The following is a 21,749-nucleotide window of genomic DNA, read 5'->3' as shown; positions in this document are numbered from 1 at the left end:
AATCCTTTTTTCAAAAGCGTACTGACTTTTGATTAATTCTTTTAAAACAACATACAATAACGAAAGAAATAAAAAGGATTCGCCTTAGAAAAAGCGAACAGTTATAGACAGGTAGAAAAAGATGGAGGGATGACCATGAGTGAACAATCAAAAGTAAAAAAGTTACCAAGTAGAAGCGAGATAAAAGTAGAAGATACGTGGAAACTAGAGGATATTTTTGCTTCAGATGACGCATGGGAAAAAGAATTTGAAGAAGTAAAAGCTCTTATTCCGCAAATGGAAAAATTCAAAGGGAAACTTGGAGAGTCCGCTCAAACTTTATACGACGCTCTTCAAGAGCAAGACGAGCTCACAATGCGCGTTAGTAAACTTTATACATATGCTCATATGCGCTACGATCAAGATACCACTAACTCTTTTTATCAAGGGTTAAATGATCGTATCAAAACACTTTATACCCAAATTGCAAGTGCACTATCGTATGTAACACCAGAAATTTTGTCTATTGAAGAATCAAAAATTAAACAATACATGGTGGAACATAAAGAGCTAAAGTTATATGCTCATGCATTAGATGAAATTACTCGCGAGCGTCCGCACATTTTATCAGAAAGCGAAGAAGCGCTTCTTGCTCAGGCTTCTGAAGTGCTAGGATCTTCAAGCAACACGTTTGGAATGTTAAACAACGCAGATTTAGAATTTCCTTCCATTAAAGATGAAAATGGAGAAGAAGTAGAAATTACGCACGGGCGCTATATTCGTTTCCTAGAAAGCAGCGATCGCCGCGTACGAAAAGAAGCGTTTAAAGCGGTGTACGAAACGTACGGTAAATTTAAAAATACGTTTGCAAGTACGTTAAGCGGCACGGTGAAGAAAGATAATTTTAGCGCCCGCGTTCGTCACTATAATTCAGCTCGTCACTCAGCTCTTAGCACAAATAACATTCCAGAAGAAGTATACGATAACTTAGTTAAAACAGTGAACGATAATTTGCATTTATTGCATCGATATATTGATTTACGTAAGAAAGTATTGGGAATTGAAGAGCTTCATATGTATGATCTCTATACGCCTTTAGTAAAAGACGTAAAAATGGAAGTAACCTATGAAGAAGCAAAAGATTATATTTTAAAAGGCCTGAAACCACTAGGTGAAGACTACCTTAACGTGTTAAAAGAAGGATTTGAAAACCGTTGGGTAGACGTTCATGAGAACAAAGGCAAGCGAAGCGGTGCTTATTCTTCAGGAACGTACGGCACCAATCCTTATATCTTAATGAACTGGCAGGATAATGTAAATAACTTGTTTACACTAGCCCATGAATTTGGCCATTCTGTACACAGTTATTACACAAGAAAAACGCAGCCATATCCTTACGGAGATTATTCAATCTTTGTGGCAGAAGTAGCTTCAACGTGTAATGAAGCGCTTCTAAACGATTATTTACTAAAAACGATTGATGATGAAAAGCAGCGCTTGTACTTGCTTAACCATTATCTAGAAGGATTCCGCGGTACGGTATTCCGTCAAACGATGTTTGCTGAATTTGAGCACGATGTGCACGTGCGTGCTCAAAACGGAGAGCCGCTTACGCCTGAATTATTAACAAAATTATATTATGACTTAAATAAAAAGTATTTTGGAGACAACTTAGTAATTGACGAAGAGATTGGATTAGAATGGGCTCGTATTCCGCATTTCTACTACAATTACTACGTTTATCAATATGCTACAGGGTTCAGTGCAGCAGCGGCATTAAGCAAGCAAATCCTTGAAGAAGGAGATGCAGCTGTTGAGCGCTATGTAGGTTTCTTAAAGTCAGGAAGCTCTGATTATCCAATTGAAGTGTTGAAAAAAGCAGGAGTAGACATGACAACGTCTCAGCCTATTGAAGAAGCGCTAGCTGTATTTGAAGAGAAATTAACGGAAATGGAACGTTTATTAAATCAATAAAATTAAAATGAAGCAGGAGCTGTATCCTGCTTCATTTTTTAAATCCTCGAAATTTGTTGTGATTGTTAAGCAATGTAAAAATAATAAGAATAGCTAAAAATAAGAGAGGGCCTGCGATAATGAGAGGAACAAGCTGCATAAGAGATAAAATATAGAATAAAAAAGAAACCAAAAGAATAACAACCCCTAGAGTAATTCCAGCAATTTTCATAGTTAACACCTCTATTAAAAGCATAATTGGTTGTACTATATGAGTGAATCTGGCTGTTTATGAAGTTTTTTTATAAAAAAGTGAATAAAATTGAAAAAAGGGGTTGCCAAAAGTCGACATAATTTGCTATAGTATTAATCGTGAAGTTTATCACAAAACAAACATATACCCCTTTGTTTGACCGTGAAAAATTTCTCCCATCCCCTTGTTGTCTTAAGACAAACGAAAAGACTTGGCGAAAGCCAAGTCTTTTTTGTTTATTTGATGCTTAGGATAAGCATCAACATTTAATGATTAACAGCTCTTTTCAGTACTTCTCCAAAAGGTGCCGTATTTGACAGGAACTCTCTCAACCACTTGCTGAAGCTGAAGTTTTTTCAATTCTTTTTCAGCCTCTTCTAATGATAAACCATACACAACCGCAACTTCTTTTGAAGCAACAAATTGAAAATAGCTTAAAAATGAACGAAGAGGCGGAAGACAAGCTGGATCTGGGTCAATTTCTAACATCTCTTTAATGATGTGTACATATGTTTCGTACGAATAGTATCCTGATATCTTAATGCCTTCTTCTTCAACTTTTTCGTTGAAGAACACAAGAGTTGGAATTTCATCGACATCCATTTCCGACGTGATTTTTAAATCACATTGAAAGGCCTTCGCAGCGTAATCTGAATGCAAATCTTTTACAAATTCATTAACATCTAGCCCCACATGTTTTGCACATTGTATTAAGACAGATTCTTCTGTAACATTTTGTTTTTCTAAAAATACTACTTCTTGAAGTCTTCTCAAAAAGCGAATGCCCTGTTTCTTTCCTTGCAGACCGGCCGCTTTAATCGCAATTGATGCAGCGTAAGGAGTATCGATTGGGTTTTCAAGCCACAGATTGCCGTCACATGACATACCGGAGCGGCTTCCAGTTTTCTCCCACGATTTTGCAATATGTTCAAATTTCTGCTGTGCTCCAATATTTAATTGCTGTAAGTTTCCGCCAAGCACATGCTTGAGGGATAACAGCTGACCATATTCTATTTGTAACTTCTTTAGAATAGGCTCGAGTGCCCAGCATTCCGGGCAAAGAGGGTCAACAAATACATAGATTTCAAGCGGTTTTTTATTTGAACCTTGACAAAGCTGATGCAAGGATGGGTATTGGCTATTTAGATTACTCAATGTGAAAATCCTTTCTCATCTGTCTGTTCCGGTGAATTAATCATGTGTTGGGCAGTTAAAATAAGACGATGATAAAGTTCATCTCTCTCAGGGCCTTCTAAATTAATTTCGTCCATTGCTTCATGCATACATGTCAGCCAGGCTTTGGCTCTTGACGGTGTAATTTCAAAAGGAAGATGCCTAGCTCTCAGCATAGGGTGACCATGCTCTTCAGTGTATAACGAAGGCCCTCCTAAATATTGTGTCAGAAATTGCTTTTGCTTTCGTGCTGTTTCTGTTAAATCATCAGGAAAAATTGGCGCGAGCTCAGGATGTTGTCCAACGCGTGTATAAAAAGCATCAACAAGTTTTGAAATCGTATGTTCACCGCCTAATAATTCGTAAGGGGAGTGGATTTTTTCTCTCATGTTGATAACTCCTTTGTTATAAGAAATATACGTCTTAACTCTTTGGTGTTTTTTACTTTCCTTAATTTTAGCAGTGTCATTTCGTTAACTCAAACTATCCGCTTACTTCTTCTACTGGAAAAGAGATAAAGTCGAATTTTACATAAGAAAAGTCTATGATGCTGTGGCAAATCACTAATTATGAGAAACAAAGGAATACTTTCACAAACGTTTCCTTCTATTTATATAGTGTAACCTCGACAAACTACAGCCATTCCATGTTCGAGTGGCGAATGCTTTGGCTCATTTACACAAGATAAGAAGACATAATTTTATTTACATATTTTTGCGTTTCCTGAAAAGGGGGTACTCCGCCGTATTTATCAACGTTACCTGGTCCAGCATTATAGGCCGCCAATGCTAATTTCACGTTTCCGTTGTATTTATCTAACATTTGTCGAAGATATTTGGCTCCTCCAAACACATTTTGCTTGGAGTCATACGGATCTTCTACACCAAGAGCTTTAGCGGTTGCTGGCATTAGCTGCATAAGCCCAGCCGCTCCTACAGAACTTTTGGCAGATGGATTAAAGTTTGATTCTTGTTTAATAACAGAACGAATAAGTTTAGGATCCAGCTGGTAGCGTGCAGCTGCTTCTGTAATTATCGTTTGTACATCCTGAGAACTGGCCTTTGCCGTTTCATTTTTTTGTGCAGGTAAGGCAGCATTTGAAGCCGCTGCCTTACTTGAGGAAGAAATAGATGGCTCGGACTGCATTTGAACCGCCGTAGATGGAAACATCTGCGCTGCCTTCAAGTAAAGATTGGTACTCATTTGAGGCTCTTGATTGACGTAGTCTTGAAAAAGCTGAGCAAATACAGAGAGTAAAGTTGTACCAAGCATCACGTTAGCTGTTGGCATCTGGTTGTTAACTGAAAATGGCTGAGTTCCAGGAAATTGAACGGAAGACATGTAATTGTTAATATTCATGCTCATGAATTTATTCTCCATCCATTAACGTATACTTTCGCTTGTAAAACCGTCGAATTTTATTTTCCGTTGGTTTCTTTTTAATATCAAGCTCCGTAAGCAATTGCTCAAAATATTTTGCTCCTTCATTGGCATCGGTTACTTCGTATTCAAGTTCATAATCCTCAGCACCTAGATAAAAGCTATGATCGAGTACAAGTAACCCGTTTTTATATGGAATTTCTGCTCGACTTGTACGCAAAGTGCCAAAATAAGTTAGCGCATGGCTATCGACTTGTAAATCAGTAATAAGCTGTTGAATTGTTGACGGAATCTTGGCGCTGCCATCTCGCAATTCTTTAGCTTGTTCATTTGTTAATGCTTCATGTGTTTCTAAAAGACCCTCTTGATGAGGCTGTTTGAGCGTGAGAACGGACTTATCTTTTTTGCTTCTAATTCGCAGGGCAGCCCCGCAGTCTTTTAATGAGAAAGCAGGTGTATCAAAATAGTGGTTTTCTTGAGAAACAAACTGATCTTCAGTTAGTTGAAAGTGTGAGCGGAGACGATCAAACTCTTCTTTCGTTACTATATTTTTAAATTCAATTTCAATTTCTTGTTTCAATGAAATCATCCTTTTAATTTAGGTCTTTTGGTAAGGCACTTTCCATCTTAATTTATCACACTTTTTGAGACAGTAAAACTACATTTCCTAACAGGAATAACCATATGGGGAACTTGGAAAATGAAGAAATACGGATTGTTTAGGTTTTACCTTTATTAAACGTTCCTGGAATGTGTTAAAATAGTAACGAATTGTATAGTTGGAAGGAGTTTATTTATGCACAATCGAATTGACATCACTACCTGTGTGATGAAATCAAATGAATTACATTTAAAAGCAGACCCTATTGAGACGGAAATTGAACAATTGGAAGATACAAAACAAATGCTTGTTGACTCAGATAACATGTCATTTGTATATGTTGTAGATATTAATGATCAATTTATGTATGTTGGCCTTAGTGATAATATTTGGGCAAATTTAAAGCACGTCTTACATAAAGATATGAAAGTATTTTTAGAAATTAATAAGAAAGTAATTGAGCTATCAGCCGTTAAAGAAGAGCTATCTTATCTCATCAGTAACATCGAAGGAAATGTGAATTATGGAGACGAGATGGTAGCAAGAGTAGAGGAAGTTTTTTTAGATAAAGAAAATAAGTAATAGAGAGAAAAAAGGGGGGTGTTATTAATGATCAGGCATTGGGATTTATTTTTAGCACCGTATAAACAAGCCGTTGAAGAACTTAAGGTGAAATTAAAGGGAATTCGTTCACAGTATGATATGAAGTCTACACATTCACCTATTGAATTCGTGACGGGACGAGTAAAGCCTATCGCCAGTATTTTGGATAAAGCGACTCGAAAAGGAATTTCTCTCGATCGCTTAGAGGAAGAGATGCAGGACATTGCGGGACTCCGTATGATGTGTCAATTTACGGACGATATTAAAGCGGTCGTAGAGCTCCTTCGTCAGCGAACAGACTTTGAATTGATTGAAGAAAGAGATTATATTCTTCATAAAAAAGAAAGCGGCTATCGTTCATATCATGTGGTCGTATGTTATCCTGTTCAAACAATTAAAGGTGAAAAGAAAATTTTAGTGGAAATTCAAATTCGTACACTGGCTATGAATTTTTGGGCTACAATTGAGCATTCTTTAAATTATAAGTACAGCGGGAAATTTCCTGAGAATATCAAAAAACGACTTCAGCGTGCTTCTGAAGCGGCTACTCAGCTCGATGAAGAAATGTCTCAAATACGAGGTGAGATTCAAGAAGCTCAGGCTATTTTCTCACGAAAAAAAGAATCGGCGGAAGAATCTTAGGTATGACTCAGCAACAGCTTTGTACATTGGATGGATAGGGGGAGAGAATTAGGTGGAGAAAATAAAATTTGCTATTACATCAAAAGGCAACCAAATATCAAATACGCTTATGCAAAAAATGAAAACGTATTTATTAGATTTTCATTTAGAATATGATGAAAACCAGCCTGATATTGTAGTGTCAGTAGGAGGGGATGGAACGCTTCTCTACGCGTTTCACCGCTATCGAAACCGACTTGACAAGACGGCTTTTATTGGGGTTCATACCGGCCATTTAGGCTTTTACGCAGATTGGACACCTGATGAGATTGAGAAGCTGGTGATTGCTATTGCAAAGACACCCTATCAGACTGTAGAGTATCCACTGCTCGAAGTGATTATTCGCTACACAAACGGTGGACGCGAAGCTCGATACTTAGCTCTGAATGAATGTACGGTAAAAAGTGTAGAAGGTTCTTTAGTAATGGATGTGGAAATTAAAGGGCAGCGATTTGAGACATTCCGAGGAGACGGCCTTTGCGTATCCACTCCCTCGGGAAGTACAGCTTACAACAAATCCCTTGGAGGCGCGATTTTACATCCTTCGCTTCAAGCTATTCAAATTGCTGAAATGGCTTCTATTAACAATCGAGTGTTCCGTACGATAGGTTCTCCATTGGTTCTTCCTGGACATCATACAGCGCTGTTAAAGCCTGTCAACGACGCAGACTTTCAAATTACCATTGATCATTTAACTCTTTTACATAAAGATGTAAAGTCGATTCAATTTCGGGTAGCAAGCGAAAAAATTCGATTTGCTCGCTTTCGTGCGTTTCCTTTCTGGCAGCGTGTCAGAGACTCTTTTGTATGTGATGATTAAAGGCAGGGAAGAGAATGAAACAAGTTTTTACGTTGAGTTGGACCGTAGATAATTCTTTCGAGGGTGTAGCGGTTCGTGAATTTTTAAAAGAACATGATATTTCCAAAGCTTCTCTGACGGACATTAAGTTCAGAGGAGGAGCAATTGAAGTAAATGGAAAGCATGCAACGGTTCGATATATTCTGCAAAAAGGTGACGAAATCAAGGTGGCGTTTCCACCAGAAAAAGCAAGTGAAAGTCTTCTTCCTAGAGCTATACCTTTGGATATTGTATACGAAGATGAGTATATATTAGTTTTGAATAAGCAGCCAAACATGCCAAGTATACCTTCTCGAGAACATTTAACGTGGTCACTAAGTAATGCTGTGCTCTATTATTATGAGGAAAATAACATTAACTCGACTGTTCATCTTGTGAATAGGTTGGACCGAGACACATCTGGGCTGCTTATTGTCGCTAAGCATAGGCACGTTCATTACTTATTCTCTAAAGCACAAAAAGAACATGAAATTAAACGCGTGTACCGAGCTTTTGTTCATGGTAAGCTTGTTGGCAAAGAAACGATAGAGGCACCGATTGGCCGAAAAGAGTCAAGTATCATTGAACGGGAAGTAAGAGAAGATGGGCAGTTTGCTATTACACACTATACGGCGCTTCGTCAGTATTCTTCTTTTACAGAAGTTGCTCTTTCGCTTGAGACGGGGAGAACTCACCAAATTCGTGTTCATATGGCTTATAAAGGATATCCACTGCTTGGAGATACCTTATATGGCGGAACGAATCATCTTATTTCTCGTCAAGCTCTTCACAGCTATGAGCTCACTTTTTTTCATCCTTTTTTACAAAAAACTTTGTCTTTTACAGCACCTTTGCCGCCAGATATGCAGAAACTTCAAATCGTAAAAGAAAGTCGCTTTTTTTAATGAAAAGCGACTTTCTTTTTACACGAAGTGATTAAATTTTTCCTCTACGTAAGGCATAGATGAAGGCACCGATATAATATTCCTTTCAGGATACTGAAACGCCGTTAAAGCCCCTCCAAAAACTGCGCCTGTATCAATATTAATGGTATTATGAATTTTTCTGGCTTTTACTACGGGTGTATGCCCATACACGATAAAAGGTTTTCCATTATAATGTTGGGCCCAATCCCGTCGGACAGGCATGCCGTTTAGATGTTTTTCACCCGTAATGTCTCCGTATAGCACAAAGGTTTTTACTTTTTTATCCGTTCTGCCGATGTATTCAGCTTTAAGACCGGCGTGAGCAATAATTAATTGGTTTTGATCAAGCTGCACATATAGAGGCGATTGCTCATAAAGCTCAATGAACTTTTTCTTAATGAATTTCTGTTCTCTTGAAGGTAAAGCTTCGTACTCAGCAACGGTCGTTTCTAACCCATGAGTAATTTGCACTTTGTTACCGCAAAAGAAGCGATATAGCTTATTGCAGTGATTGCCTGGACAGTAGTAAGCTTGCTGATGCTTTATTACAAGTGACCATACGAGCTCAATCACTTTTAGTGAATGAGGTCCTCGGTCTGTTAAATCACCTACAAATCCAAGGCGCCGTCCGTCAGAGTGGATAGGAATTCCGTCTTGCCACTCATACCCAAGTTTTTCTGTTAATGCTTTTAATTCATCATAGCACCCATGGATATCGCCTATTATATCTACTTTCATCTGTTATCCACATCCTTAAAAGGTTTTTCCTTTGACGATATAAAATTACCCTTATATGGAGCAAACTATGTGTAGAACTTATATATTATTGGGAAAAGAGTAAAGAGCTATGAGTTGAAAAAAAGCAAAATTCATCATAAAGTTAAATGAGTTTTGTGCGACAGGGAGGTTGAAGACATGACAGATTCAATTGAAAAAGAAGAAAAGGCATGGTTCGCCGAACATTTATTATCACTTTTAGAAAAAAATGAAATCGATGCATTTCGTGAAGAATTTTTACATATGCATACGTATGACCAAGCTCAATTTTTTGAAGAATTAGATGAGCCTTCTAGATTTGCGCTGTACGAGATGTTATCTCCTGAAGAAATGGCGGATATCTTTGAAAATGTAGAGATACGAGAAGAAGATTATCAAGAAATTCTCTCAGAAATGCACCCCAATTTTGCAGCAGACATGCTGTCGGAAATGTCGGCGGATGACGCCGTTGACGTATTAAATGAATTGGATAAAGAACAAGTGGCGAGCTATTTAACGATTATGGATGAAGAAGCAGCCGATGAAATTAAAGAGCTGCTTCATTACGAGGAATATACCGCTGGAAGTATTATGACGACTGAGTTTGTGGCCATTCGTGAAAATCAAACCGTACATTCAGCTATGCACATTCTACGCAGGGAAGCTCCAGAAGCGGAAACGATTTATTACGTATTTGTTATTGATGAACAAAAGCATCTAGCAGGTGTTATTTCTCTTCGTGATTTAATTATAGCAGATGAAGATACGATGATAAGCGAAGTTATGAATGAACGAGTCGTATCTGTGTCAGTAGCAGAAGACCAAGAAGAAGTTGCGCGTATTATGCGCGATTACAACTTTCTTGCGCTTCCAGTTGTTGATTTTCAGCAGCATCTTCTCGGGATCATTACGGTTGATGATGTGATGGACGTTCTTGATGAAGAGGCATCGGATGACTATTCTAAATTAGCGGGTATTAGTGATGTAGATGATACGATTGACCACAATCCTTTAGTAGCGGCCAAAAAGAGGCTGCCTTGGCTTATCATTTTGCTGTTTTTAGGAATGATGACAGCGAGTTTAATTGGACGTTTTGAAGATACGTTGAATCAAGTAGCTATTTTAGCTGTATTTATACCTTTGATTGGCGGTATGGCTGGTAATACAGGAACACAGGCACTAGCCGTTGCGGTTCGCGGACTGGCGACGGGAGAAATCGAAGAAGAAAGCAAAATTAAGCTGTTAATCCGAGAAGCAGCTACCGGAATGATTACGGGCGCATCATGCGGACTTTTAGTTGTATTAATTGTTTATATTTGGCAAGGTGATCTTATTTTAGGCGCTTTGGTAGGCGTCTCTGTATTTTCAACATTGATTGTGGCTACACTAGCAGGAGCGTTTATCCCGCTTCTCATGCACAGGTTCAAAATTGACCCTGCAGTCGCATCAGGACCATTTATTACAACGATCAATGATCTTATCAGTATTTTAATTTACTTCGGTCTAGCGACAACATTTATGAGTTATTTAAAATAATGAAAGGACTTTAGAATTCGACATGAGTAATCATGTCGGATTTTCATTATCAGTTCATATAGTTGACAGAGAACCTTCAAGCTTTTATGATTAACCTTTAATTTTGAATACTAACGTCTTCGTTTTATAAATAGCGAAGGTAAAAGGAGGGGAATCTAATGGAACAGCACGCGTCCTTTACATCACTTGTTATCGTCATTAGTTTGGCCTTTTTAACGCCTATACTGTTGCATCGGTTTAAACTCAACATTATACCTGTAGTCGTAGCTGAAATTATTATGGGATTAATTATAGGGAAAAGTGGTTTTGACCTTGTGGAGCAGGATATGTGGCTTGAAACACTTTCCACTCTAGGCTTTATCTTTTTGATGTTTTTAAGTGGTTTAGAAATTGATTTTTCTGCTTTTGCTGGAGGAAATTCAAAAGACAAAAAGGTATCAGGAGCGAAGGTGCCAAATGCTTTTTCCATTTCTATACTAGTGTTTGCAGCTATCTTTGCGGTTTCACTATTTTTGTCCTATGTTTTTGTATGGACAGGTTTTATTGATAACGCCTTTTTGATGACGCTTATTATTTCTACCATTTCACTAGGAGTAGTAGTGCCGACATTAAAAGATGCACAGATTATGAAAAAGCCGATTGGACAAACCATTTTATTGATTGCGGTTATTGCGGACTTAGTCACGATGATTTTACTAGCCGTATTTGCTTCCGTCTATGATAAATCAGGAAATAGCAATACATGGTTGATTTTAATCTTATTTGGAGTAGGAGTGATTTTATACTTCATAGGGAAGCAGTTTAAAAACCGATCGTTTCTTGAGACAATGTCTAAAGGCACAATTCAAATCGACACGCGCGCGGTATTTGCACTCATTATTATTCTGGTGGGTCTTTCGGAGTCAATTGGCGTTGAAAACATTTTAGGCGCTTTTTTAGCGGGATCACTCGTTTCTCTTCTTGCGCCTAACAAAAACTTAGTTCATAAATTAGATTCGTTTGGCTACGGATTTTTAATTCCTATCTTTTTCGTGATGGTAGGAGTGAAGCTTGACGTTTGGTCATTGTTCAGTGATAAAAAAGTGCTGATATTAATGCCTTTATTATTCATTGCACTGTTGATATCCAAGCTAGTCCCAGCGTTAATCTTAAGAAAATGGTATGATATGAAAACCGTTTTGGCATCGGGTTTTCTTTTAACATCGACTTTATCACTCGTTATTGCGGCAGCAACGGTTGGTGAAAATATTGGTGTTATTGATTCACAAATGTCCGGTGCGCTGATTTTGGTGGCGATTATTACATGTATTATTACACCTATTATCTTTAGAAAGCTGTTTCCAAAGCCAGAAATCAGTGACAGAAAGCTGAAGGTTAATATGCTCGGTGCAAATCAATTTACACTCCCGGTTATTCGAGAAATGGATCTTGATTTATATGATGTTACGATTTATCATCCTACTCAGGACAAAATTGAAAACCGTACGTCGGATTCCATTTTTAATATCGTCGACATCGATGGATATAGTAAGGAAACTTTAATACGTATGGGGATTTTAGATGCGGATGTATTAGTTGTAACAACAGGGGAAGAAGAAAGAAATAGCGACATTGCTCTATTTGCAAAAGAATATGGTACAGAACGGGTTATTGCCCGCGTAGAAAGTCCTGTATTAGATGAAAAGATGAAAGAAAATAACATTGAAGTTTTTTCTGTGCTGTTATCTACGACTGCATTGCTAAAAGCTTTAATCGAATCGCCAAATATTTTAAATATCTTAACAAATCAAGAAACAGCACTTTATCAAATCAATATGCGTAACCCTAAATATGAGGGGGTAGAGCTTCGCAAGTTCCCATTTACAGGAGATGTGATTTTTGTTCGAATTTTTAGAGGTAAAGATTCAATTGTACCTCATGGTGATACGGAACTTGAATTTGATGATCGTTTGATTGTAACAGGGTCTCGTTCGTATGTGAATGAATTGCGTATGCTTCTTGAGTATAAAATTAGATGATTAGGTGTGGACTTATCCTTCTACCTTATTGAATCAGTAAAAAGCGCTGCATATGCAGCGCTTTTTTTTGCGTTTCTTTCAATGCGGGAGACAAAAGTATAGTGCTGGTTTTACATCAAAAAAGGCTACTGCAAAAAAATAAACAAGTTTTTCCGTGTGCAAGCATACATTTTTAAAAGAACGATAACAAGCAATTGGAGGTATGCTTCATGACTAACTCAAAATCTAAGTCAGAAGAAAACGAGCCGCTAATGTACATTGTCCAGCCAAACGCTACGCAAAATCAGCGTTCTATGCAATATTATTTTAGTTCAAAACAGCAAGACAATAAAGGAATAGAGAAAGAGCATGTATTAAAAGAAGAGCCCAGCTTTTCTTCTATTCAAGAAGTTAACGAGCCTGAGGTAGAAAAAGTGGAAGAAATTAAGCAGGAAGAAGATATAGAAATTAAGAAAGAAATTAAGCAGGAAAAAGATATAGGAATTAAGAAGGAAATTAAACAGGAAAAAGATATAGGAATTAAGAAGGGAATTAAACAGGAAAAAGATATAGGAATTAAGAAGGAAATTAAGCAGGAAAAAGATATAGGAATTAAAAAGGAAATTAAGCAGGAAAAAGGTGTAGAACATTCAATTGTTCCTGTGAATATACCGCAATCAGAGACTCAAAAGCCAAATAAAATGTTTCAGTCTATGACGATCAAAGAAAAAATTGAGTTTCTATGCAGTTTTCCAGCTCATATGTCTCAACCTATTTGTGAAATTGTGTGTCAAAATCAAAAATATATAGGAACAATTTTAGAACTTAAAGAAGGAAGTTTGTACGTAAGCATCCCTCCTAATAAAGAGAAGAAAGTGTTGACATTTAATGATATTCAGACCATATCTATCATTAAAATTTAAGTAAGCCTAAAAGCTAACAGTGAAAAAGCACGTTAGCTTTTATTTTCATAAGCTTGGGAATGCACGGAGGAATGAAGATGACATGGATTTATCTAACGTTATTTGTCTTTGCGACGTTTCGGCTCACTCGCCTAATCGTTTTTGATAAAATTACGGCTTTTATTCGTAAACCGTTTCACAAAATTGTAGAAGATCAAGATGAAGAAGGAAATAGGATAACATATTTAGAGATAAAAGGTAAAGGGTTGCGGAGATGGATTGGAGAGCTGCTCAGCTGTTACTGGTGTACGGGCATATGGTGTGCAGTAGGAATTTATTTTAGTTATGTAGCTGTTCCGCACATTGCTATTCCTGTCATTACGATCTTAGCTATTGCGGGATGTGCGGGGATTATAGAATCTTTTATGAAATAAATGGACGAGTTAAAAGACATATTGAACATCAATATGTCTTTTAATAATTAAGGGAAATTTAGCACGACTTTATTTAAAAAAGGAATGCCTTCTTGCCACTCTTCACTATAGAAAAAGCCTTCGAGAATAAATGAGGTCGTATCAGAGGATAGAGGAATAACTACTTGGAAAGAGTCAAATAGTAATTTGTCCTTTGGCTTTAATGATGTTTGCTTAATAGGTTTGATCCAATACTCACCGTCATGTTGAATTTTTTCGTTCCATTTTGGATGAGCGTAGCGCCATTCTAAAGAAGAAGATGGAATACTAGAAGCTTCAATGCTTTTCTCATCAACAATCTTCCCGCTTAATGTGGACGAAGCGACGGGTTTCATCTTTAAACAGAGCACGGGAGAGTGTAAAGTACTGCTCGTTTGATTTTGAATAATTACGTTGCCGAATATCATCAGCTCTCTTTCACTTTGTTCTGGCAGCAGTATAGAATGTTGAAAAAAACAGAGGATATCACTCTTTTCAAACCTTTCTACGGGCTTTTCTACAACCTTTTCGATTATTTTTTCCACGATCTTTTCTTCAATAACCGGCTGTTTTCTTGATGCCTTCTCTCGAAATGCTTCGGCAATAATTTTTTGTTCGGAAAGCTCGTTTCTCAGTAAATCCAGCTCTCTTTCTAACCCTTCAATTTCTACTTCTTTTTCAGATGTAGAAAGCGTCTCAGCGTGTTTTTTCTTCCAAAATGATGTATTTTCTTTTTCTCGCTCTAAAGCTCGTTCATAGCTTTTTAATTGGTTTTGCACGTGCCGAATTTCCGATTTATAGTGAATGAGCTTTTGTTTTAATTGAGTTAAATCATCTTTAGGAGAAGGGGAGTTACGACTCATCTACTAGTCTCCTTTCCTGCTGAGCTATGAACCAGCTTTGTAAAACAGAGCTGCTCACAGCAGTTTTATTTATATGTATGCACAAAGCTTGTAAACGATGAAAAAAGAGGAGAAATATTCTCCTCTGAGGTTATCCAGTTAATCAAAGTCACTTTCAAAGTCACTTTCGAAGTCACTTTCATCAGAATCACGATAAGGTCTTCCAGGGAAGATAGCTTCACACTGAGGTGGATATTCAATCGGTGAGAAACCGCTGCTTGTAGAAATAACTTCGGGGCGAGGATAACAGAAGCTTCCTTCTACTTCAATCTTAACATCTTTTTCAATTTGCACACTTAGACCTAACACAAGGTCGAAGCTTAGCTGCTGTAAGTGAATGTCTGATAATCTAATAGAACCATCAGTTCCTTCAAAAGAATCAAGGTGTACAACAGGTTCTGTTCCTTCAGGTGCGCAAAGATAGAATGTTTGATGTATTTTCCAAGGAATAACACTAGATTCGACATCGCTGTATTTATGATGTCCACCTAAATTAATTAACCTAATTTTATAAAAACCGCTAATTGATAATTTTACTTCATGAAGAATAACAATTTCTCCGTCTGGTAAAATGACCTTCTTAGGTTTGCGACCACCTTGTGGTACAAGCTCAATTACATGATCGAGCGCCTCTTCATCAGAAACGTCTACCGAGTGTCCTTTACTATCAGTTAAAATAACTTCTACTTCTACATCATGGCCTAAATCTTCAAGCGCCTCTTCATCAAATAGTGAAGCGTCATTAGTAAAGATTTGTGGCAAAACTACTTGACGTCTGACCCAATCGTACACTTTAGGTACGCGGATACACAATGCTTCAAAATGTTCTCCCATTTTTAAACCTCCTAATTGTAATTGTCCTTCCTTTACGCTGTTCGTTACTAGGTATCGGACTACTATAGTGTATGAATGACTTACTTTTATGTTCCTTAGTAAAAGCGGAATTTATAGCAATAATTTCTGGATGAAGCGAGCATAAAAAATGAAGGAAATAATAAACTCAATTACAGCATATTCATGTTAGTAAAAAGTGTTATTCATCTTTAATTGATTTTCAGAGGTTTGTGCATTGTTTATAATGAAGGAGTGAGCAGCATGAGTGAGGAAAAAGTGAAACAAAAGATCTCTTCATTAAAGTCAGAGCTGGCTTTTTATAAGGAAGAATATCAAAAGTTCAAGCACCAAGAATTTGAATATGAAGATATGAAAGAAGAGTTAGCTGAATTAAAGGAAAAGCATGAACAAGAAAAAAGAAAGCTGCAAGAAAAAATAGATTGGCTTAAGGCATGTGTCAATGAACAAAAATCAAAAAATGAACAGTCTATTGTGCAGTATGATGATCATGATCATGCACGAGAAACGATTCAGGAGCTAGAGAGCAGGCTGGGAGAAGTAACAGAGCAAGAAAGGGTGGAAGCACCAAGAGCAAGGAAACCAAAAAGCAGCACCGATTTATTTTTGTCTATGCAGCGTAAAATGGACAAATAAGAGAGAACGTCTTTCTTTAGTCCTGAATATAATGTTATAGATAGGATGCTGTGAAAAGGAGGGAAACATGATGTATTATAATTATAATCCTAATCAATACCCTCAGCCACTGCCTTATCATCCACAACCTATGACAAAGCAATCGGTGAAGAAAGATCAGTCTATTTCTAAGCCAGTTCAGTACCCTTCTCCCAAACAAGATGGTTGCGGCTGTGGTTCAAAGTTACCAAAGCGATAAGCTCCAGAAGCATTGTCACCCTGACAATGCTTTTTTACATATAGTGAAGAGAGGTGTAAATATGCCGGATTTTTTTGATGAATTTGAACGGTTTTTTGAACAGCATATGATGAGAGAGCATCAAAACAGAATGAAAGAAGTAGAAAAAGCAGAAAAGCAGATGAATCAGCAAGAGAGGAAGCTGCAGCAAAATGTAAAAAAACTTGATGAGCAGGATGCTGAAGATCCGTTTGGACAATGAAATTTACAGAGAACAGTTGAAAAGCCCATACGAAATCATGTGATTGAACATACAGTATAGAGAGTCAAACATAGGGGGTGTAATATTATGGGCTGCGGATTTGGCTACGGTGGTTGTGGTTACGGTGGTGGCTACGGCGGTGGTTTTGCGTTAATCGTTGTATTATTCATTCTATTAATTATTGTTGGTTGTGTTTGTTTTTACAATTAATCCCTTCTATGAATAAGGCACCGAAAAGTGCGGGTGAAGCTTTACTCGCACTTTATTTTTTTATTAAATGTAAAGGGCACCATCTAGGCACATGGTGCATACGATGAAGTATAAATAAAGGAGGTCATGCAAAATGGATAATAATATGTTTAAAAATATAGAGAAGAAAACAGGCGTTAATATGAAGGATATTTTTGAACTTGCAAATTCTGTACAAAATGCTAATTTTAAAGATGAGCAAACGGTGCGTAACATTGTGAAACGAGTAGCACAAATTGCGAATAAGCCAATTTCAAAACAAAAGGAAGAACAAATTGTTAAGGCGATTGCAAATAATAACCAATCCATTGATTTTGGGACTATCGCTAAAATGCTAAATGAGAAAAAGTAATTTAATGTTTTTATATAAAGCCCTGACACGTCAGGGCTTTTTTCCATTTATGCAATTTCATTTGTTTGAAACGCGTTAGAATCAAGATCAAACAGTTCCGGATGCTGTGCTAAGTAATTAATTTCTTTAATACGATGAGCGATAGGGGGGTGAGTTGAAGTAGCTTGATTCAACCACATAAAAAAACCTTTTTCTTGTGAGTGCGTATGAACAAATTCCTCCTGATTTACTTTTTTATTTAGACAATGACCAACCGCAAGTATAGTGAGTGCTTGAGTGGCAGCTTTTGCATCACCAATCGCAACGGTAGCTATGCGATCACACGTATATTCACAGGCCCTAGAGTAAGCTTTTCCTAAAAAAGGAACCCAAAGAGCAGGTAGAATAAGTGAGTGGTAGAGTGTATGCTTACGTTTGATATGAACTAATTCGTGGCAATAATAAAAGAAAGGTCTTTTTCTTGATTATCTTCAATCATTTCAACAATGTCCGAGTATAAAACGACAAAGTGTCGTCCAAAAAAACGTGTAGCAAACGCGTTTAACAAGCCGCCTGATTGAACAATATAAATATCGGGCAGCTCCAAATCCAGCTCTGAAGATAACTGTTTTGCCTGATGATAAGATAAGTGTGCGGGAACTGCTTTTCTGTCAATCTAACCCCATTATTGCGAATTTGAGCAATAGAGAAGCCGTGGAGTATAAATGTAATTAAAAAACCAATTACAAGGTAGATAATACCAATGAGTGAAATGATTAAAAAGAAATAGGTTAATAAGCTGATAACCATACACAGAATGAAAAAAATCTTTTCATTTTCATGAATAAGCTTTGTGTTCAATAATGGAGCCCCCTAAAATATAGTAGTACAGTACATAACGTAGTGTAACGCATCTATTTATGAATATCTACCTCTTTGTGGAATGTTTGGTTAATAATAGAAGTTTAGACGTAACGAAATCAATCCAATTTAAAGACGAGCCAATTGGGTACATGAGCTTGTATGAATCATTTGTTACACCGCTGTTGATTTCCGTGCAAGGCTTTGCTTTCCGCTGGAGTCTTCGCCTCACCCTCCAATCAACAGCTAGAAGCAACTAAACATATTAAATCTACATTTATATGACAATAAAAAATACGAACCGTTAATCAATAATTCTGATTAACAGTTCGTACTTCAATTTAACTAAAATACTTTTGTCCCAGCCTCTTTTTCCTTTATACTTTTTTTATAAACGACTTCAGGAATCTTGAAGGATAAGCAGTTTTACCTCTTCTAGTTTGCGGAACAGATAAGTAAAGTGAATTTTGTGCACGCGTCATTGCTACATATAAAAGGCGGCGTTCTTCTTGAAGCGGCACATCATCTCCGCCTCGATAAGCTTCGAGTGCATAATCATGAGGCAATCCGCCATCTACGCTGCTCAGTACGTATACATGCTTATATTCAAGACCCTTTGCTCGGTGAATTGTGGTTAGCTGAATACTTTCATTAAATTGCTTGCTTAAAGCTTTCATCTCTGTGTTCATGGCAATCATATGATCCACATGCTCTAAAAGTTCAGGTACGGTTTTGAATTTACGTGCTACAACTTTTAAATCCCGCACGTCATCCGAACCTTTTTCCATCATATTTCCTTCATTTCCGCGTTTTTTGACAAAATCATCGAATCCCATATCTTTAGAAATCGTCTCAAGTGCCAAAGAAGGAGACATTGATTTTAGCGACTTGAATAAAGGAATTACTTTCTTGAGCTTTTTTTGCTGAAATGGTTTTAAATCTTGAAGATATTCAAGTGCATCAATAAATGTACCATCATGAAGAATACTTGCTGCTTTTAAGTCATTGACTGCTGTTTTCTTTAAAAAGAGTGCGTTTACTAAATCTTGTAGCGAACTTGCGTCATTTGGATTCACGCTCAAGCGTAGAAATGAAAGTAAACTTCGAACCATTCGTCTTTTATAAAACGAATCCGCATCTTGTTCGATTGAAAATGGCAGGTTTGACTGCGATAAACGTTCAAAGATGGCGCGTGAAGAAGCGTGAGTTCGGTACAAGACCGCGAATTCAGTTGGAGAAGCCCCTTGCTTAATCTTTTCTTTCATATCCGTTACAATCATTGTTGCTTCTTCTTCTTCGTCGTATGGAAAGAAGAATTTGGGTGGCAACTCATTATCAAACTGGGCAGCCATTTCTTTTTGTCGTCGCGCTGTATTTCGTGCAATGACTTTATTAGCGGAAGAAACGATGGCGTGAGCTGAACGATAATTTTGGTTTAACGTAATAACAGTTGTATTAGCAAAATCTTTTTCAAAGTTTAAAATGAACGAAGGGTCGCTTCCGCGGAAAGCGTAAATTGATTGATCATCATCTCCTACGACACACAAGTTTTTAGAGTCTTCACTTAGCATTTTCATAATTTTATATTGAACTTTATTGATATCTTGAAATTCATCAATTAAAAAATAGCGAAACCTTTTTTGATAACGAGTTAGTAAATCGGGATTTTGTTTTAGCATTTCGTAACATCCATACAGCATGTCATCAAAATCGAATAGCTGTTTTTGCTTTTTGACTTCTTCATAGCGACGATATAAAAAGTGCACATCTTGTTCCCATTTGTCCTTTGGGCGAACGTCTTTCACGCCAACAAGCGTGTTTTTCCAATAGCCGATTTGCTGAAGTGCCTGATCAAACGGAAAATCTTTTTCATCCACGTGGAGCTCTCTTGCTGCTTCTTTCACAATCTGTTCTTTTTGCCAATCCCATTTTAGCAGGCGGTCCATTTGCCACGCTTGAGGATTATGATGAACAATCATACGTAAGAAAATGCTGTGAAAAGTTCCAACTAGCATTTGACGAAGATGTAAGCCGGACATCTTTGGGTATGTAGCCAATCGTTCTTTCATTTCTTTAGCTGATTTAGCCGTGAAAGTCACCAGCATAATGGATTTTGGATCAATTTGTTTTTCTTGTATCATATATGCGGTGCGAGCTGTTAATACACGCGTTTTTCCGCTGCCTGCACCGGCTAGAATAAGGAGCGGTCCTTCTGAATGTGTAACAGCTTTCCATTGGTTCGAATCTAATTCAATACCGCTCTCTTTGAATTCATTTAAATAAGGAGAATCAGAGTGTTTAGAAACAGCTGGTTTTAAGCGAAAAGCAGGAACACTTGAAAAAGGTGCGGAAGACCTCCATGTCGCTTTCTCTTTTACAGTTGAACTTTTCTCACCAATAGCCCGTCCTTTAGGAATACGAAATCCATTGGTTTCTCTGTATTCAGCCTGATTTTCTTTTATTTGTTGCACAGCTGTTGTTTCTGATAGTGTGTCTGAACACTCTTCTCTTTCATGGGGAACTTGAGCATGATAAAAGTAAGGAGAATGCTCAATCCCCAGATATAATTTAACTGGTTCTCCGCAGTGAGCACACGTTATTTCTCCTCGGAGACTAGCTTCATATAAATATTGAAATCGGTCTCTAGCCGTTATAGCAAGATTAAGTATCTGATTTTGATAAAGTGCACGTTGCAAAAAACATGGCCTCCTTTTTAAAACATGAATAATCAATAGTAAATAGTAAATAAGAGGGAGTTAAAGCAAGAAGCCGCTCTCGTTCTACATCGATATAGATGTGTGTATACGCACAGTTTTTGTTTTATAGTCAAAGTCTATCATATCAAAATCACCTTTTTTTAAAAAGAGCACGGATATTTTTGGAGGGATAGGATGTAAAAAAGGGTATATATTGAATAAGACATCACATATGTTCAAAAAAGGCGGTATAGATACAATGCGTCATCTGTTTTGAACAAGTCTAAAGTAGAGGATTTAAGTGAGCTGTTTCAATTTCGATACTTCTTGAGAAAAATACTGAGGTCTGGGAGTAGAAGGTATCTTGAAAAAGAGGAGGGTTCATATGGGATATATACTGCCCGTCACGCCTTATCAATCTATTCAATATGCAAATCGCCTTCAAAAAAATAATGCTTCTTTTTCAAATCGTATTTGGCCTATTGAGAAAAAAAGCTTTGACGAAGAGTTTGAATCGCGTTCTCACTCACTGGAATTGACGCCAAGTTCAGTACAAAAGCGAAAAAAACTTCAAGCAGCAGAGCGTGTATACAGCAAGCTGACAAATAAGGGCCTAGTGATTAATACACGGGCATAATAGAAAAAATCGTGAACGCAGCAGAATAAATGCGCTCACGATTTTTTCACAAAGTAATGAACAAGTAAAAAACACC

At 37.3% G+C, this 21,749-nt stretch carries 27 protein-coding genes; 16 read left to right on the top strand and 11 right to left on the bottom strand.

Annotated features, from left to right (window positions below; translation table 11 throughout):
- The first annotated feature begins 135 nt into the window (after positions 1 to 135).
- Positions 136 to 1,953 (top strand): oligoendopeptidase F, encoded by a 1,818-nt coding sequence (pepF, locus tag AC4NPH_RS11435; RefSeq protein ID WP_063670553.1) that lies wholly within the window; start codon positions 136 to 138, stop codon positions 1,951 to 1,953.
- A 31-nt stretch (positions 1,954 to 1,984) separates the two neighbouring features.
- On the opposite strand, the gene AC4NPH_RS11430 is transcribed toward pepF, so the two are convergent.
- From AC4NPH_RS11430 to AC4NPH_RS11410, 5 genes are all read right to left on the bottom strand, one after another.
- Positions 1,985 to 2,164: a hypothetical protein gene (locus tag AC4NPH_RS11430; protein ID WP_013055431.1), complete on the bottom strand. Its 180-nt coding sequence runs from the start codon at positions 2,162 to 2,164 to the stop codon at positions 1,985 to 1,987.
- Between the two features lie 294 nt (positions 2,165 to 2,458).
- Complete coding sequence (locus AC4NPH_RS11425) at positions 2,459 to 3,310, bottom strand: ClpXP adapter SpxH family protein (RefSeq protein ID WP_013055432.1); 852 nt, start codon at positions 3,308 to 3,310, stop codon at positions 2,459 to 2,461.
- 26 nt (positions 3,311 to 3,336) lie between these two features.
- Positions 3,337 to 3,747, bottom strand: coding sequence for a globin domain-containing protein (locus AC4NPH_RS11420; protein ID WP_013055433.1), 411 nt, complete (start codon positions 3,745 to 3,747; stop codon positions 3,337 to 3,339).
- Between the two features lie 286 nt (positions 3,748 to 4,033).
- Positions 4,034 to 4,723 carry a lytic transglycosylase domain-containing protein gene (locus AC4NPH_RS11415; protein ID WP_013055434.1) on the bottom strand — a complete coding sequence of 230 codons (690 nt, stop codon included), beginning with the start codon at positions 4,721 to 4,723 and terminating at the stop codon, positions 4,034 to 4,036.
- Positions 4,724 to 4,727: 4 nt separating this feature from the next.
- Positions 4,728 to 5,318, bottom strand: a complete 591-nt coding sequence (locus tag AC4NPH_RS11410) for a CYTH domain-containing protein (RefSeq protein ID WP_029324774.1) — start codon at positions 5,316 to 5,318, stop codon at positions 4,728 to 4,730.
- Between the two features lie 216 nt (positions 5,319 to 5,534).
- On the opposite strand from AC4NPH_RS11410, the gene AC4NPH_RS11405 reads away from it, so the two are divergent.
- From AC4NPH_RS11405 to AC4NPH_RS11390, 4 genes are all read left to right on the top strand, one after another.
- Positions 5,535 to 5,921: a UPF0738 family protein gene (locus tag AC4NPH_RS11405; protein WP_013055436.1), complete on the top strand. Its 387-nt coding sequence runs from the start codon at positions 5,535 to 5,537 to the stop codon at positions 5,919 to 5,921.
- A gap of 27 nt (positions 5,922 to 5,948) precedes the next feature.
- Positions 5,949 to 6,584 carry a GTP diphosphokinase gene (gene yjbM, locus AC4NPH_RS11400; RefSeq protein ID WP_014461566.1) on the top strand — a complete coding sequence of 212 codons (636 nt, stop codon included), beginning with the start codon at positions 5,949 to 5,951 and terminating at the stop codon, positions 6,582 to 6,584.
- 61 nt (positions 6,585 to 6,645) lie between these two features.
- Positions 6,646 to 7,443 carry an NAD kinase gene (locus tag AC4NPH_RS11395; RefSeq protein ID WP_025749877.1) on the top strand — a complete coding sequence of 266 codons (798 nt, stop codon included), beginning with the start codon at positions 6,646 to 6,648 and terminating at the stop codon, positions 7,441 to 7,443.
- A gap of 14 nt (positions 7,444 to 7,457) precedes the next feature.
- Positions 7,458 to 8,366 carry an RluA family pseudouridine synthase gene (locus AC4NPH_RS11390; RefSeq protein WP_013055439.1) on the top strand — a complete coding sequence of 303 codons (909 nt, stop codon included), beginning with the start codon at positions 7,458 to 7,460 and terminating at the stop codon, positions 8,364 to 8,366.
- 18 nt (positions 8,367 to 8,384) lie between these two features.
- Here the strand turns inward: AC4NPH_RS11390 and prpE are convergent, their stop codons facing one another.
- Entirely contained in the window at positions 8,385 to 9,125 is a 741-nt protein-coding gene (gene prpE / locus AC4NPH_RS11385) for a bis(5'-nucleosyl)-tetraphosphatase PrpE (RefSeq protein ID WP_013055440.1), read from the bottom strand.
- A 177-nt stretch (positions 9,126 to 9,302) separates the two neighbouring features.
- Between prpE and mgtE the strand changes: the two genes are divergently transcribed.
- The 4 genes from mgtE to AC4NPH_RS11365 all read left to right on the top strand — a co-directional run bounded on the left by mgtE (position 9,303) and on the right by AC4NPH_RS11365 (position 14,012).
- The gene (gene mgtE, locus AC4NPH_RS11380) at positions 9,303 to 10,679 is read left to right on the top strand and encodes a magnesium transporter (RefSeq protein ID WP_013055441.1); all 1,377 of its coding nucleotides are present in this window, start codon (positions 9,303 to 9,305) and stop codon (positions 10,677 to 10,679) included.
- A 158-nt stretch (positions 10,680 to 10,837) separates the two neighbouring features.
- Positions 10,838 to 12,697: a monovalent cation:proton antiporter family protein gene (locus tag AC4NPH_RS11375; protein WP_013055442.1), complete on the top strand. Its 1,860-nt coding sequence runs from the start codon at positions 10,838 to 10,840 to the stop codon at positions 12,695 to 12,697.
- A 209-nt stretch (positions 12,698 to 12,906) separates the two neighbouring features.
- Positions 12,907 to 13,599, top strand: a complete 693-nt coding sequence (locus AC4NPH_RS11370) for a CotO family spore coat protein (protein ID WP_063670555.1) — start codon at positions 12,907 to 12,909, stop codon at positions 13,597 to 13,599.
- A gap of 77 nt (positions 13,600 to 13,676) precedes the next feature.
- Positions 13,677 to 14,012, top strand: coding sequence for a DUF1360 domain-containing protein (locus tag AC4NPH_RS11365; RefSeq protein ID WP_013055444.1), 336 nt, complete (start codon positions 13,677 to 13,679; stop codon positions 14,010 to 14,012).
- A gap of 47 nt (positions 14,013 to 14,059) precedes the next feature.
- Here AC4NPH_RS11365 and AC4NPH_RS11360 read toward each other — a convergent pair whose 3' ends face one another.
- Complete coding sequence (locus AC4NPH_RS11360) at positions 14,060 to 14,893, bottom strand: OmpH family outer membrane protein (RefSeq protein ID WP_013055445.1); 834 nt, start codon at positions 14,891 to 14,893, stop codon at positions 14,060 to 14,062.
- 138 nt (positions 14,894 to 15,031) lie between these two features.
- On the bottom strand, positions 15,032 to 15,766 hold the full coding sequence (locus AC4NPH_RS11355) for a BMQ_0737 family morphogenetic spore coat protein (protein ID WP_013055446.1): 735 nt from the start codon (positions 15,764 to 15,766) through the stop codon (positions 15,032 to 15,034).
- Between the two features lie 261 nt (positions 15,767 to 16,027).
- Between AC4NPH_RS11355 and AC4NPH_RS11350 the strand changes: the two genes are divergently transcribed.
- The 5 genes from AC4NPH_RS11350 to spoVIF all read left to right on the top strand — a co-directional run bounded on the left by AC4NPH_RS11350 (position 16,028) and on the right by spoVIF (position 17,500).
- Positions 16,028 to 16,420 carry a hypothetical protein gene (locus AC4NPH_RS11350; RefSeq protein WP_029324779.1) on the top strand — a complete coding sequence of 131 codons (393 nt, stop codon included), beginning with the start codon at positions 16,028 to 16,030 and terminating at the stop codon, positions 16,418 to 16,420.
- A gap of 67 nt (positions 16,421 to 16,487) precedes the next feature.
- The gene (locus AC4NPH_RS11345; protein ID WP_171843210.1) at positions 16,488 to 16,658 is read left to right on the top strand and encodes a hypothetical protein; all 171 of its coding nucleotides are present in this window, start codon (positions 16,488 to 16,490) and stop codon (positions 16,656 to 16,658) included.
- 61 nt (positions 16,659 to 16,719) lie between these two features.
- On the top strand, positions 16,720 to 16,899 hold the full coding sequence (locus tag AC4NPH_RS11340; RefSeq protein ID WP_029324780.1) for a hypothetical protein: 180 nt from the start codon (positions 16,720 to 16,722) through the stop codon (positions 16,897 to 16,899).
- A gap of 87 nt (positions 16,900 to 16,986) precedes the next feature.
- Complete coding sequence (locus AC4NPH_RS11335; RefSeq protein ID WP_013055448.1) at positions 16,987 to 17,109, top strand: YjcZ family sporulation protein; 123 nt, start codon at positions 16,987 to 16,989, stop codon at positions 17,107 to 17,109.
- A gap of 133 nt (positions 17,110 to 17,242) precedes the next feature.
- A complete protein-coding gene (gene spoVIF / locus AC4NPH_RS11330) occupies positions 17,243 to 17,500 on the top strand; it encodes a sporulation-specific transcription regulator SpoVIF (RefSeq protein WP_097813390.1) in 258 nt (85 codons plus the stop codon).
- 47 nt (positions 17,501 to 17,547) lie between these two features.
- Here spoVIF and AC4NPH_RS11325 read toward each other — a convergent pair whose 3' ends face one another.
- Positions 17,548 to 17,814, bottom strand: coding sequence for a M48 family metalloprotease (locus tag AC4NPH_RS11325; protein WP_231101673.1), 267 nt, complete (start codon positions 17,812 to 17,814; stop codon positions 17,548 to 17,550).
- A 226-nt stretch (positions 17,815 to 18,040) separates the two neighbouring features.
- Positions 18,041 to 18,340 carry a hypothetical protein gene (locus AC4NPH_RS11320; RefSeq protein WP_255256007.1) on the bottom strand — a complete coding sequence of 100 codons (300 nt, stop codon included), beginning with the start codon at positions 18,338 to 18,340 and terminating at the stop codon, positions 18,041 to 18,043.
- 86 nt (positions 18,341 to 18,426) lie between these two features.
- Here AC4NPH_RS11320 and AC4NPH_RS11315 point away from each other — a divergent pair, with 86 nt between their 5' ends.
- Positions 18,427 to 18,600 (top strand): hypothetical protein, encoded by a 174-nt coding sequence (locus AC4NPH_RS11315; RefSeq protein WP_161515058.1) that lies wholly within the window; start codon positions 18,427 to 18,429, stop codon positions 18,598 to 18,600.
- A gap of 117 nt (positions 18,601 to 18,717) precedes the next feature.
- Here AC4NPH_RS11315 and AC4NPH_RS11310 read toward each other — a convergent pair whose 3' ends face one another.
- On the bottom strand, positions 18,718 to 21,036 hold the full coding sequence (locus AC4NPH_RS11310; RefSeq protein ID WP_097813389.1) for an ATP-dependent helicase: 2,319 nt from the start codon (positions 21,034 to 21,036) through the stop codon (positions 18,718 to 18,720).
- A gap of 385 nt (positions 21,037 to 21,421) precedes the next feature.
- Here AC4NPH_RS11310 and AC4NPH_RS11305 point away from each other — a divergent pair, with 385 nt between their 5' ends.
- Positions 21,422 to 21,673 carry a hypothetical protein gene (locus AC4NPH_RS11305; protein WP_029324782.1) on the top strand — a complete coding sequence of 84 codons (252 nt, stop codon included), beginning with the start codon at positions 21,422 to 21,424 and terminating at the stop codon, positions 21,671 to 21,673.
- Positions 21,674 to 21,749 lie beyond the last annotated feature (76 nt).

Source organism: Priestia sp. MDV22-iso46 (assembly GCF_058629175.1).
The sequence above is the reverse complement of the archived record's forward strand: the minus strand, read 5'-3'. Positions and strand labels throughout refer to the sequence as shown.

What these genes read in the sequence shown, in the direction of transcription:
- pepF (WP_063670553.1), top strand. Translation starts at nt 136, where the DNA reads ATGAGTGAACAATCAAAAGTAAAAAAGTTACCAAGTAGAAGCGAGATA.
- AC4NPH_RS11430 (WP_013055431.1), bottom strand. Translation starts at nt 2,164, where the DNA reads ATGAAAATTGCTGGAATTACTCTAGGGGTTGTTATTCTTTTGGTTTCT.
- AC4NPH_RS11420 (WP_013055433.1), bottom strand. Translation starts at nt 3,747, where the DNA reads ATGAGAGAAAAAATCCACTCCCCTTACGAATTATTAGGCGGTGAACAT.
- AC4NPH_RS11415 (WP_013055434.1), bottom strand. Translation starts at nt 4,723, where the DNA reads ATGAGCATGAATATTAACAATTACATGTCTTCCGTTCAATTTCCTGGA.
- AC4NPH_RS11405 (WP_013055436.1), top strand. Translation starts at nt 5,535, where the DNA reads ATGCACAATCGAATTGACATCACTACCTGTGTGATGAAATCAAATGAA.
- yjbM (WP_014461566.1), top strand. Translation starts at nt 5,949, where the DNA reads ATGATCAGGCATTGGGATTTATTTTTAGCACCGTATAAACAAGCCGTT.
- AC4NPH_RS11390 (WP_013055439.1), top strand. Translation starts at nt 7,458, where the DNA reads ATGAAACAAGTTTTTACGTTGAGTTGGACCGTAGATAATTCTTTCGAG.
- prpE (WP_013055440.1), bottom strand. Translation starts at nt 9,125, where the DNA reads ATGAAAGTAGATATAATAGGCGATATCCATGGGTGCTATGATGAATTA.
- mgtE (WP_013055441.1), top strand. Translation starts at nt 9,303, where the DNA reads ATGACAGATTCAATTGAAAAAGAAGAAAAGGCATGGTTCGCCGAACAT.
- AC4NPH_RS11375 (WP_013055442.1), top strand. Translation starts at nt 10,838, where the DNA reads ATGGAACAGCACGCGTCCTTTACATCACTTGTTATCGTCATTAGTTTG.
- AC4NPH_RS11370 (WP_063670555.1), top strand. Translation starts at nt 12,907, where the DNA reads ATGACTAACTCAAAATCTAAGTCAGAAGAAAACGAGCCGCTAATGTAC.
- AC4NPH_RS11365 (WP_013055444.1), top strand. Translation starts at nt 13,677, where the DNA reads ATGACATGGATTTATCTAACGTTATTTGTCTTTGCGACGTTTCGGCTC.
- AC4NPH_RS11360 (WP_013055445.1), bottom strand. Translation starts at nt 14,893, where the DNA reads ATGAGTCGTAACTCCCCTTCTCCTAAAGATGATTTAACTCAATTAAAA.
- AC4NPH_RS11355 (WP_013055446.1), bottom strand. Translation starts at nt 15,766, where the DNA reads ATGGGAGAACATTTTGAAGCATTGTGTATCCGCGTACCTAAAGTGTAC.
- AC4NPH_RS11350 (WP_029324779.1), top strand. Translation starts at nt 16,028, where the DNA reads ATGAGTGAGGAAAAAGTGAAACAAAAGATCTCTTCATTAAAGTCAGAG.
- AC4NPH_RS11345 (WP_171843210.1), top strand. Translation starts at nt 16,488, where the DNA reads ATGATGTATTATAATTATAATCCTAATCAATACCCTCAGCCACTGCCT.
- AC4NPH_RS11340 (WP_029324780.1), top strand. Translation starts at nt 16,720, where the DNA reads ATGCCGGATTTTTTTGATGAATTTGAACGGTTTTTTGAACAGCATATG.
- AC4NPH_RS11335 (WP_013055448.1), top strand. Translation starts at nt 16,987, where the DNA reads ATGGGCTGCGGATTTGGCTACGGTGGTTGTGGTTACGGTGGTGGCTAC.
- spoVIF (WP_097813390.1), top strand. Translation starts at nt 17,243, where the DNA reads ATGGATAATAATATGTTTAAAAATATAGAGAAGAAAACAGGCGTTAAT.
- AC4NPH_RS11305 (WP_029324782.1), top strand. Translation starts at nt 21,422, where the DNA reads ATGGGATATATACTGCCCGTCACGCCTTATCAATCTATTCAATATGCA.